Here is a 13,133-nt window from a genome sequence, read left to right as displayed (position 1 = left end):
CGTACTTAACATGAAGTTAGAAATAAAAATACTTTCTACGTTTTAGATTCAATTCTTTAACAAGTATTTTAATTTCTGCCCTCAAACATTAGGAGATGCAATGAGCTATTCCTTCACCGAAAAGAAACGCCTTCGTAAAAGTTTCGCCAAGCGCGAAAGTGTTCAAGAAATTCCATACTTGTTAGCAATGCAGTTAGAATCATATAAAGCATTCTTACAAGCAGAAATCCCAGCAGATAAGCGTACAGAAGATGGTTTGCAATCAACTTTCGCTTCAGTTTTCCCTATTATCAGCCATTCAGGCAACGCACGTTTAGATTATGTGAGCTATCAATTAGGCGCTGAGCCATTTGATGTGAAAGAGTGTCAACAGCGTGGTTTAACTTACGCTGCACCTTTGCGCGTAAAAGTCCGTTTGACTATTATGGACAAAGAGGCTTCTAAGCCAACAGTTAAAGAAGTGAAAGAGCAAGAAGTTTACATGGGCGAGTTGCCTTTGATGACTGAAAACGGCTCATTTGTGATTAACGGTACTGAGCGTGTGATTGTTTCGCAATTGCATCGTAGCCCAGGCGTGTTCTTTGAACATGACCGTGGTAAAACGCATAGCTCAGGCAAACTGTTATTCTCAGCACGTATCATTCCTTACCGTGGTTCATGGTTGGATTTCGAGTTTGATCCAAAAGACTACTTGTATTTCCGTATTGACCGTCGCCGTAAAATGCCAGTTACCATTTTGCTTAAAGCGCTTGGTTACACACCAGAGCAAATCATTGCTACATTCTTTGATTTCGATACATTCCATGTGAGTGCAAAAGGTGTTGAGTTCACATTAGTGCCAGATCGCCTACGTGGTGAAGTGGCTAAATTCGATATCGTGGCTAAAGACGGTGAAGTATTAGTTGCTAAAGACAAACGTATTACCGTAAAACATATCCGTGATATGGAAAAAGCTGGCGTGAGCAAAATTGCTGTGCCACAAGACTTTATTCTAGGTCGTGCGATTGGTAAAAATATTGTCGATAAAGAAACTGGTGAAATCGTTGCGAATGCGAATGATGAAATCACAGAGTCATTGTTAGAGAAATTAGTCGACGCAAAAGTTGGCGAAATTAACACGCTTTATTCTAATGACTTAGATCACGGCGATTATATTTCTCAAACATTACGTATTGATGAAATCCCTGACCAATACAGTGCACGTGTTGCGATTTACCGCATGATGCGTCCAGGCGAGCCACCAACTGAAGATTCAGTAGAAGCTTTATTTAACGGTTTATTCTTCAATGAAGATCGTTATGACTTGTCACGCGTTGGTCGTATGAAGTTTAACCGTCGCGCATTCCCTGAGAAAGCGGAAGACCGTCAATCAAACTGGATGCGTAAGTTTTACGAGACTGTAGGTCCACGTGGTGCTGAAGGCGCTTACATCCTTTCAAATGATGATATTCTTGCTGTTATCGGCGTGTTGCTTGAGTTACGCAATGGCCGCGGCGAGATTGATGATATTGACCATTTAGGTAATCGTCGTATTCGTTCAGTAGGTGAATTGGCCGAGAATCAATTCCGTACAGGTTTGGTTCGTGTAGAACGCGCTGTTAAAGAGCGTTTGTCACAAGCTGAGTCAGATAACTTAATGCCACATGACTTGATTAACGCTAAACCAGTGTCTAGCGCAATTCGTGAATTCTTTGGTTCAAGCCAATTGTCACAATTTATGGATCAAACCAATCCATTGTCTGAAATTACGCATAAACGTCGTATTTCTGCATTAGGCCCAGGCGGTTTGACACGTGAACGCGCAGGTTTCGAAGTGCGTGACGTTCACTCAACCCACTACGGACGTATGTGTCCAATTGAAACGCCAGAGGGTCCAAACATTGGTTTGATTAACTCATTGGCATTGTATGCACGTACTAACGAATACGGTTTCTTAGAAACACCGTATCGCCGTGTTGAAGGCAATAAAGTATCTGACACCATTGATTATCTTTCAGCGATTGAAGAAAGTCAGTACATGATCGCGCAAGCGAATACAGACTTAGATACTAAGAACATGTTTGTTGAAGACTTGGTTTCATCACGTCATCACAACGAGTTCACAATGACTCAACCAGACCGCGTTCAATATATGGACGTTGCGCCAGGTCAAATTGTATCTGTAGCGGCTTCATTGATTCCATTCTTGGAACACGATGATGCGAACCGCGCATTGATGGGTGCCAACATGCAGCGTCAAGCGGTGCCATGTCTACGTGCTGAAAAAGCCGTGGTTGGTACAGGTATTGAGCGTACAGTTGCGGTTGACTCTGGTACGACAGTGCAAGCACGTCGTGGCGGTTTAGTGGATTACGTTGACTCAGGTCGTATCGTGGTTCGTGTAAACGATGATGAAGCAAAAGATGGTGAAGTTGGTGTAGATATTTACAACTTAACTAAATATACGCGGTCAAACCAAAATACAAACATTAACCAACGTCCTTTAGTTCGCGTAGGCGATAAATTGGCGCGTGGTGATGTGATTGCGGATGGTGCTTCTACGGATATGGGTGAATTGGCTTTAGGTCAAAACATGTTAGTAGGCTTTATGCCTTGGAACGGTTATAACTACGAAGACTCGATTTTGATTTCAGAGCGCGTAGTGGCTGATGACCGCTACACTTCAATTCACATTGAAGAGTTAACTGTTGTTGCTCGCGATACGAAACTTGGTGCTGAAGAGATTACACAAGATATTTCAAACCTAAGCGAGCGCATGTTAGGTCGTTTAGATGAAGTGGGTATTATCTATATCGGTGCTGATGTTGAGGCAGGTGACGTTCTAGTTGGTAAAGTTACACCAAAAGGTGAAACACAACTGACTCCAGAAGAAAAATTGTTACGCGCTATTTTCGGTGAAAAAGCATCTGACGTTAAAGATACTTCATTGCGCGTGCCTTCAGGCATGAGCGGTACAGTGATTGACGTTCAAGTCTTTACCCGTGAAGGTTTAGAACGTGATTCACGTGCACAACAAATTATCGATGATCAGTTAACGCACTACAAACAAGACTTAGCCGATCAAATGCGTATTGTTGAAGATGATGCATTCGGACGTATCCGTCGTTTGATCGAAGGTAAAGCTGCTACTGGCGGTCCTAACAAACTGAAAAAAGGCGATGCTTTAACTGCTGAGTACTTAGCTTCAGTAGGTCGTTATGACTGGTTTGATATTCGCTTAACAGACGAAGAAACAGCGCGTCAATTAGAGCAGTTGAAAGACAGCTTGGCACAAGCGCGTGTTAACTTTGATAGCAAGTTTGAAGAGAAAAAACGTAAATTAACGCAAGGCGATGAGTTGCCAGCTGGCGTACAAAAAATGGTTAAAGTGTATTTAGCTGTTAAACGCCGCATTCAGCCTGGTGATAAAATGGCGGGTCGTCACGGTAATAAGGGTGTTATTTCAAAAATCTGCCCAATTGAAGATATGCCGCACATGGCAGATGGTACGCCAATGGACATCGTGTTGAACCCACTAGGCGTTCCTTCACGTATGAACATCGGTCAGATTCTAGAGGTTCACTTGGGTTGGGCTGCTAAAGGTCTAGGTTTGCGTATTGATGAAATGTTGCGTGAAGAAGCTAAAGTTGCCGAAATCCGTAAGTTCCTTGAGCAAATCTACAACGACAGCACAGGTAAAAAAGAAGACATCAATTCGTTTACTGACACTGAAGTATTAGAACTTGCACGTAACTTAACAAATGGCGTGCCTTTCGCAACGCCAGTATTTGATGGTGCGGCCGAATCTGATATTAAAGCCATGCTTGATTTAGCTTACCCTGATGATGCAGCACGTACTAAACAGTTGCAATTTCATGCTGGTAAAACACAAGTAACATTGTTTGATGGTCGTACTGGTGATGCATTTGAACGTCCAGTGACAGTTGGTTATATGCACGTATTGAAATTGCATCACTTGGTTGATGACAAAATGCATGCACGTTCAACAGGTCCTTATTCATTAGTCACGCAACAACCATTGGGTGGTAAAGCTCAATTCGGTGGTCAGCGTTTCGGTGAGATGGAGGTTTGGGCGCTTGAAGCTTATGGTGCTTCATATACATTGCAAGAAATGCTGACAGTTAAGTCTGATGACGTAACTGGCCGTACAAAAGTATATGAAAATATTGTTAAAGGCGAACACAAAATTGATGCTGGTATGCCAGAATCATTCAACGTGTTAGTGAAAGAAATTCGTTCACTTGCTATCGACATTGACCTAGACAGAAACTAAGGAGAACAGACTTGAAAGCTCTATTAGACTTATTTAAACAGGTAACGCAAGAAGAAGAGTTCGATGCTATTAAGATTGCACTCGCTTCACCTGAAAAAATCCGTTCATGGTCATATGGCGAAGTTAAAAAGCCAGAAACTATCAACTACCGTACATTCAAACCTGAACGTGATGGCTTGTTCTGTGCAAAAATCTTTGGCCCAATAAAAGATTACGAGTGCTTATGCGGTAAATACAAACGCTTAAAACATCGCGGCGTAATCTGTGAAAAATGCGGCGTTGAGGTTACTTTATCAAAAGTGCGTCGTGAACGTATGGGTCATATTGACCTAGCATCACCAGTAGCGCATATTTGGTTCTTGAAATCACTACCAAGCCGTTTAGGTATGGTATTAGATATCGCTTTGCGTGATATTGAACGTGTGTTGTACTTTGAAGCATTTATCGTGGTTGATCCAGGCATGACGCCGCTTACACGCGGTCAGTTATTGACTGAAGATGACTATCTTGCAAAAGTAGAAGAGTACGGCGATGAATTCAATGCTGTTATGGGTGCTGAAGCGGTGCGTGAGTTATTACGTACAATGGATATTGAGCGTGAAGTTGTGCAATTACGTCAAGACCTAGGCGCAACAGGCTCTGAAGCGAAAATCAAGAAAATTGCTAAACGCTTGAAAGTGTTAGAAGCATTCCAAAAATCTGGTATTAAACCAGAGTGGATGATTCTTGAAATCTTGCCAGTATTACCACCAGAACTACGTCCATTGGTACCATTGGATGGCGGTCGTTTTGCAACGTCTGATTTGAACGATTTGTATCGTCGCGTGATTAACCGTAACAACCGTTTAAAACGTTTGCTAGAGTTAAAAGCACCTGAAATTATCGTACGTAACGAAAAACGTATGTTGCAAGAGGCGGTGGATTCACTATTGGATAACGGTCGTCGCGGTAAAGTGATGACTGGTGCTAACAAGCGACCATTGAAATCACTTGCTGACATGATTAAAGGTAAAGGCGGTCGTTTCCGTCAGAACTTGTTGGGTAAACGTGTGGATTACTCAGGTCGTTCAGTGATTGTGGTTGGTCCACAACTGAAATTGCACCAATGTGGTTTACCTAAGAAAATGGCTTTGGAATTGTTCAAACCATTCATTTTCCATAAATTGGAAGTGTTAGGTATTGCAACAACGATTAAAGCAGCGAAGAAAAAAGTAGAAGAAGAAGGACCAGAAGTTTGGGATATTCTCGAGGATGTTATCCGCGAGCATCCAGTATTACTTAACCGTGCGCCTACATTGCACCGTTTAGGTATTCAAGCGTTTGAGCCTATCTTAATCGAAGGTAAAGCGATTCAATTGCACCCATTAGTTTGTGCGGCATTCAACGCCGACTTCGATGGTGACCAAATGGCTGTTCACGTTCCATTGAGCTTAGAAGCGCAAATGGAAGCACGTACTTTAATGTTGGCATCTAACAACGTATTGTCTCCTGCAAACGGCGAGCCAATTATTGTGCCTTCACAAGATATCGTGTTGGGTCTTTACTATATGACGCGTGAAAGAGTTGCGGCTCGTGGTGAAGGTATGCGCTTTGCAGATGTTAAAGAAGTGCAACGTGTATATGACCAAGGTTTAATTGACCTTCATGCCAAAGTTACTGTGCGTATTAAAGAATACGAAGTGGATTTTGACGGTGTTAAAACTGAAAAAATCAATCGCTACGAAACAACGGTTGGTCGTGCATTATTGTCACAAATTCTGCCAGCTGGCTTACCTTACAGCAATCTAGATAAAGCTTTGAAAAAGAAAGAAATTTCTAAATTAATCAATGCTTCATTCCGTAAAGTAGGTATCCGTGAAACAGTTATTTTCGCAGATAAGCTAAAAGATGCTGGTTATTCTTACGCAACTAAAGCAGGTATTTCTATCAGTATTAACGACATGTTAGTGCCGAAAGAGAAAGGTGCATTAATTGCATCAGCTGAATCTGAAGTGAAAGAAATTGAAGATCAATACGTTTCAGGCTTGGTAACTCAAGGTGAGCGTTACAATAAAGTAGTGGATATCTGGGGTCGTGCAAGTGATAAAGTTGCTGACGCGATGATGAAGCAACTTAAAGAAGAAGATGTATTAGACGCTGATGGCAAACAAGTGAAAGACAAAGCAGGTAAAGTGCTTCGTCAAGAATCATTCAATGCTATTTACATGATGGCCGACTCTGGTGCGCGTGGTTCTGCAGCACAGATTCGTCAGTTAGCTGGTATGCGCGGTTTGATGGCGAAACCAGATGGCTCTATTATTGAAACGCCAATTAAAGCGAACTTCCGTGACGGTTTAAACGTGTTGCAATACTTTATTTCAACTCACGGTGCTCGTAAGGGTCTTGCCGATACTGCGTTGAAAACAGCTAACTCTGGTTACTTAACACGTCGTTTAGTGGACGTAACACAAGATTTAGTGGTCACTGAGACAGACTGCGGTACTACTGATGGTTTGGTAACAAAAGCGCTAGTAAAAGGTGGTGAAGTCATTGAGCCATTGCACGATCGTATTTTAGGTCGTACGGCTGCGCTTGATGTGGTTAACCCAGAAACGCAAGAAGTGATTTACCCAGCAGGTACATTATTGGGTGAAGATGAAGTTGAGCATCTAGATGCGCTTGGTATTGATGAAGTGAAAGTGCGTACAGCACTTACTTGCGATACACGCTACGGTATCTGTGCGAAATGTTATGGTCGTGACTTAGGTCGTGGCAAACTCATTAGTATGGGTGAGGCTGTTGGTGTGATTGCGGCGCAATCAATCGGTGAACCTGGTACACAGCTAACCATGCGTACATTCCACATTGGTGGTGCGGCGTCGCGTGCGGCTTCAGTGTCACAAGTTGAAGGTAAGTCTAACGGTGTGTTGAACTTCACTTCTACGATGCGTTACGTAACGAATGCGCGTAATGAGCAAGTAGTCATTTCACGTAATGGTGAAGTGTTAATTGCTGATGAAAACGGTCGTGAGCGTGAGCGTCATAAAGTGCCATACGGTGCGACATTGCAAATTACTGACGGTAAAACAGTAAAAGCGGGTCAAGCGATTGCAACATGGGATCCACATACTCGCCCAATTATTACTGAATACGCGGGTCAAATTAAATTTGAAAACGTGGAAGAAGGTATTACCGTTGCTAAACAAATCGATGATGTGACAGGTTTGTCATCATTAGTGGTAATCGATCCTAAACAACGTGCTGGCCAAACTAAAGGCTTACGCCCACAAGTTAAATTGTTGGATGCAAATGGTGTTGAAGTTAAGATTACTGGTAGTGAGCAGTCTGTAAATACGACATTCCAATTGGGTTGTATTATTACGGTTAAAGATGGTCAGGAAGTGGGCGTAGGTGAAGTAATTGCGCGTATTCCACAAGAATCATCTAAAACTCGTGATATTACTGGGGGTCTTCCACGCGTAGCTGAGTTGTTTGAAGCGCGTTCACCAAAAGATGCCGGTATGTTGGCTGAAGTGACAGGTACTGTTTCATTTGGTAAAGATACTAAAGGTAAACAACGTTTAGTGATTACTGATTTAGATGGTATCACCAGCGAATTCTTGATTCCTAAAGATAAACACGTGACGGCGCATGACGGTCAAGTGGTGACTAAAGGCGAGAGCATTGTTGATGGTCCAGCTGAGCCGCAAGATATCTTACGTTTACAAGGTCGTGAAGCATTAGCACGTTACATTATCGATGAAGTGCAAGACGTTTATCGTTTACAAGGTGTAAAGATCAACGATAAGCATATTGAAGTAATTGTGCGTCAAATGTTACGCCGTGTACGTGTAACAGATGCTGGCGATACAAACTTCATTATGGGCGAACAAGTAGAGCGCGCAGATTTGTTGCTAGAAAATGAACGTGTCATTCCATTAGATCTAAAACCAGCTGAATTTGAATATGTGTTGCTTGGTATTACTAAAGCATCATTATCAACAGATTCATTTATCTCTGCGGCTTCGTTCCAAGAAACAACTCGCGTGTTAACTGAAGCAGCTATTTTAGGTAAGCGTGATGAGTTACGTGGTTTGAAAGAAAACGTAATTGTTGGACGCTTGATTCCAGCAGGTACTGGGCTGGCATATCATGATGCGCGTAAGCGTGCAGCGGTTGCAGGCAGTGCGCCAGCTAAAGAAATTCCAGCTGAAGCGTTGTTTACAGAAGCTGAAGTTCCAGCAGTAGAAGTAGTTAGTGAAACGGCAGCAGAATAAAATCAAACAATTAAAGGCTTGACAATAAAAGTCAGGCTAAATAGAATGTTGGGTTTTTCAGGATAGCTAAATTGTCAGCGATGACATTGCTATCCTGATTTGTTTTGCAAAATTTTAAAAGTAATATTTGAAGACATCAATTTAGATGACTTAAATAAGGGATTAGGGCAATGCCAACCATCAATCAGTTAATACGCAAACCACGCGCTAAAGTGGTCACAAAAAGTAAAGTGCCAGCACTTGAATCATGTCCACAAAAACGTGGTGTATGTACTCGTGTTTATACAACAACACCTAAAAAGCCTAACTCTGCTTTGCGTAAAGTTGCAAAAGTACGTTTGACTAACGGCTACGAAGTGATTAGTTACATCGGTGGTGAAGGCCATAACTTGCAAGAGCATAGCGTGGTATTGCTACGCGGCGGCCGTGTAAAAGATTTGCCAGGTGTACGTTACCATATGGTGCGCGGTAGTTTGGATACGGCTGGTGTTAAAGATCGTAAACAATCACGTTCTAAATACGGTGCTAAACGCCCTAAAGCAGGTAAAGCAGCGTAATTGTTACGGTAGTGTGATGCATTTAAGCGGCTGAAACGCCTTGCTAATGTAGTTGCTAGCAAAAACTAATTTTATAGAATAGAGAAAATAATGCCAAGACGTAGAGAAGTCCCCAAACGCAACATTCTTCCTGATCCAAAATTTGGAAGCCAAGAAGTATCAAAATTTGTAAACGTATTAATGACAGGTGGTAAAAAATCTGTTGCAGAGCGTATTTTATACGGTGCGTTTGATCAAATTACAGCTAAAACAGGTAAAGATGCTTTGGAAGTATTTACGCTTGCGTTAACAAACTTGCGTCCATTGGTCGAAGTTAAAAGCCGTCGCGTCGGTGGTGCTAACTATCAGGTGCCAGTTGAAGTGCGTCCTAACCGTCGTAGTGCTTTGGCAATGCGTTGGATGCGTGATGCCGCGCGTAAACGTGGTGAGAAGTCAATGGGCTTGCGTTTAGCTGCTGAATTAACTGAAGCTTCAGAAGGTCGTGGTTCAGCAATGAAAAAACGTGAAGAAGTTCACCGTATGGCAGAAGCGAATAAAGCATTCTCACATTTCAGATTCTAATATTTGAATGTTGTCTGACTGGCCTAAGTAAGTGCTTAGGCCATTTGCATCGCTCTTTAAGAATTTAAGCAATAATATTTAAGTAAAGGTAATAGCCGTGGCTCGTATAACCCCTATTGAACGCTATCGTAACATTGGTATTTCTGCGCACATTGATGCCGGTAAAACTACAACGACTGAACGTATCTTGTTTTACACAGGCGTAAACCACAAAATTGGTGAAGTGCATAATGGCGCTGCAACAATGGACTGGATGGAGCAAGAGCAGGAGCGCGGTATTACTATTACTTCAGCGGCAACTACTTGCTTCTGGAAAGGTATGGCTGGTCAATTTGACCAGCATCGTATTAATATTATTGATACTCCAGGCCACGTTGACTTTACGATTGAAGTAGAGCGTTCAATGCGTGTGCTTGATGGTGCGTGTATGGTTTATTGTGCTGTGGGCGGTGTTCAACCTCAGTCTGAAACTGTATGGCGTCAAGCAAATAAATACAAAGTGCCGCGTTTAGCGTTCGTTAATAAAATGGACCGTGCTGGTGCTAACTTCTTTAAAGTGTACGATCAAATGCGTGCACGTCTAAAAGCAAATCCAATTCCTTTGCAAGTGCCAATCGGTGCTGAAGATAAATTCGAAGGTGTTGTTGATCTTATCAAGATGAAGGCTATCTATTGGGATGACGCTTCACAAGGTATGAAATTTGACTACCGTGAAATCCCGGCAGACTTAAAAGCTGAATGTGATAAATGGCGCGAAAACATGGTTGAAGCAGCCGCAGAAGCGACTGAAGAGCTGATGAATAAATACCTTGAAGAAGGTGATTTGTCAGAAGCTGACATTATGACTGGTTTGCGTATGCGTACCATTGCGTTTGAAATCGTACCTATGGTATGTGGTTCAGCTTTCAAAAACAAAGGCGTTCAAGCAATGTTGGATAAAGTTGTTGAGTTGATGCCAGCTCCAACAGATATTCCTCCAACTAAAGCTGAAGACGGTGAAGGTAATGAAATCCGTCTTAGAGCTTCTGATGATGAAAAATTCTCAGCATTAGCGTTCAAAATTATGACTGACCCGTTTGTTGGTCAATTGATTTTCTTCCGCGTTTATTCAGGTGTGATTAACGCTGGTGATACGGTTTACAACCCAATCAAGGGTAAAAAAGAGCGTATTGGTCGTATCGTGCAAATGCACGCCAATACACGTGAGCCTTTAACTGAAGTGCGTGCAGGTGATATTGCTGCGGCTATTGGTCTTAAAGAAGCAACTACAGGTGATACATTATGTAGCTTGAATGATGAAATCATTTTAGAGCGCATGATATTCCCTGAGCCGGTGATTCACGTTGCTGTTGAGCCAAAAACAAAAGCTGACCAAGAAAAAATGGGTGTTGCTTTAAACCGCTTGGCGCAAGAAGATCCATCTTTCCGCGTTAAAACAGATGAAGAAACTAACCAAACTATTATTTCTGGTATGGGTGAGTTGCATCTTGAGATTCTAGTAGATCGTATGCGTCGTGAGTTTAATGTTGAAGCCAACGTTGGTGCGCCGCAAGTGGCTTACCGTGAAGCGATCAAGAAAAAGGTTGAAGTTGAAGGTAAGTTCGTTAAACAATCTGGTGGTAAAGGTCAGTATGGTCACGTATGGCTAATTCTTGAGCCAAATGAGCCAGGTAAAGGTTTTGAATTTATCGATCAAATTAAAGGCGGTACTGTGCCACGCGAGTTCATTCCTGCTGTTGAAAAAGGTTTGCGCGAAACTATTCCGTCTGGCGTTTTAGCTGGCTTCCCAGTTGTTGACGTTAAAGTAACATTGTTTGATGGTTCATACCATGATGTTGACTCGAACGAAAACGCATTTAAAATGGCCGCTTCAATCGGTTTCAAAGACGGTATGCGTAAAGCAGACCCAATCTTGCTAGAGCCTATGATGGCTGTAGAAGTTGAAACGCCTGAAGATTACATGGGCGACATCATGGGTGATTTGTCATCTCGTCGCGGTATGATTCAAGGTATGGAAGACAACGCAACAGGTAAAGTGTTGCGCGCAGAAGTGCCATTGGCTGAGATGTTTGGTTACTCAACCACTGTGCGTTCATTGTCACAAGGTCGTGCAAGTTATAGTATGGAATTTAAGCACTACACAGAAGCACCAAGAAACGTGGCTGAAGCCATTATGAATAAGAAGTAATTAAAAACTATTCTTAATATATTAAATTTAAAGGAAAATTAAATGGCAAAAGGTAAATTTGAGCGGACCAAGCCGCACGTTAACGTAGGCACAATTGGCCACGTTGACCATGGTAAAACAACATTAACAGCAGCGATTACCACAATCCTGTCTAAAAAATTCGGCGGCGAAGCAAAAGCCTACGATCAAATTGACGCGGCACCAGAAGAAAAAGCACGTGGTATTACCATTAACACAGCCCACGTTGAATACGAAACAGCCAACCGTCACTACGCACACGTAGACTGTCCAGGCCATGCCGACTATGTTAAAAACATGATTACCGGTGCAGCACAAATGGACGGCGCGATCTTAGTATGTTCAGCTGCTGATGGTCCTATGCCACAAACACGTGAGCACATCCTATTAGCACGTCAAGTTGGCGTACCATACATCGTTGTCTACCTAAACAAAGCAGACTTAGTAGACGATGCTGAGTTATTAGAACTAGTGGAAATGGAAGTACGTGACTTGCTAAGCAAATACGACTTCCCAGGTGACGATACACCAATCATCACAGGCTCAGCACGTGCAGCATTAGAAGGCGACCAAACAGAAATCGGCGAGCCATCAATCTTCCGTCTAGCAGAAGCATTAGATACTTACATCCCAATGCCAGAACGCGCAATCGACGGTACATTCTTAATGCCAGTTGAAGACGTATTCTCAATCTCAGGTCGTGGTACTGTAGTAACAGGCCGTATCGAACGCGGTATTGTAAAAGTCGGTGATGAAATTGAAATTGTTGGTCTAAAACCAACCGTAAAAACTACTTGTACTGGTGTTGAAATGTTCCGTAAATTACTAGACCAAGGTATGGCTGGTGATAACGTAGGTGTATTGCTACGTGGTACAAAACGTGAAGACATCGAACGTGGTCAAGTATTAGCTAAATCAGGTTCAATCAAACCACACACAAAATTCACAGCAGAAATCTATGTGCTAGGTAAAGATGAAGGCGGTCGTCACACACCATTCTTCCAAGGTTACCGCCCACAATTCTACTTCCGTACCACAGACGTAACGGGCGCAGTAGAATTACCAGAAGGCACAGAAATGGTGATGCCAGGTGATAACGTATCAATCGTAGTCACATTGATCTCTCCAATCGCGATGGAAGAAGGCTTACGCTTCGCTATCCGTGAAGGTGGTCGTACTGTGGGTGCTGGTGTTGTTGCTAAAATCATCGAGTAATATGTTTTTAACTAAAGATATATTGAGCATTCGTAATAAATAAGTAGTTTAATCAAGCGGCAGAG

At 42.5% G+C, this 13,133-nt stretch carries 6 protein-coding genes; all 6 read left to right on the top strand.

What is annotated here, in order from left to right:
- Positions 1–100 precede the first annotated feature (100 nt).
- Positions 101–4,273 carry a DNA-directed RNA polymerase subunit beta gene (rpoB, locus tag PSV17_RS06795; protein ID WP_300480891.1) on the top strand — a complete coding sequence of 1,391 codons (4,173 nt, stop codon included), beginning with the start codon at positions 101–103 and terminating at the stop codon, positions 4,271–4,273.
- Between the two features lie 11 nt (positions 4,274–4,284).
- The gene (gene rpoC, locus PSV17_RS06790; RefSeq protein ID WP_300480890.1) at positions 4,285–8,529 is read left to right on the top strand and encodes a DNA-directed RNA polymerase subunit beta'; all 4,245 of its coding nucleotides are present in this window, start codon (positions 4,285–4,287) and stop codon (positions 8,527–8,529) included.
- Positions 8,530–8,699: 170 nt separating this feature from the next.
- Complete coding sequence (gene rpsL, locus PSV17_RS06785; protein WP_013147035.1) at positions 8,700–9,086, top strand: 30S ribosomal protein S12; 387 nt, start codon at positions 8,700–8,702, stop codon at positions 9,084–9,086.
- 90 nt (positions 9,087–9,176) lie between these two features.
- Positions 9,177–9,647 carry a 30S ribosomal protein S7 gene (gene rpsG, locus PSV17_RS06780; RefSeq protein WP_292841752.1) on the top strand — a complete coding sequence of 157 codons (471 nt, stop codon included), beginning with the start codon at positions 9,177–9,179 and terminating at the stop codon, positions 9,645–9,647.
- 97 nt (positions 9,648–9,744) lie between these two features.
- A complete protein-coding gene (gene fusA / locus PSV17_RS06775) occupies positions 9,745–11,835 on the top strand; it encodes an elongation factor G (protein ID WP_300480889.1) in 2,091 nt (696 codons plus the stop codon).
- Positions 11,836–11,877: 42 nt separating this feature from the next.
- Complete coding sequence (tuf, locus tag PSV17_RS06770) at positions 11,878–13,068, top strand: elongation factor Tu (RefSeq protein WP_300386885.1); 1,191 nt, start codon at positions 11,878–11,880, stop codon at positions 13,066–13,068.
- The last annotated feature ends 65 nt before the right edge of the window (positions 13,069–13,133 follow it).

Source organism: Methylotenera sp. (assembly GCF_029946165.1).
In the GTDB taxonomy this organism is placed as follows: domain Bacteria; phylum Pseudomonadota; class Gammaproteobacteria; order Burkholderiales; family Methylophilaceae; genus Methylotenera.
The sequence above is the reverse complement of the archived record's forward strand: the minus strand, read 5'-3'. Positions and strand labels throughout refer to the sequence as shown.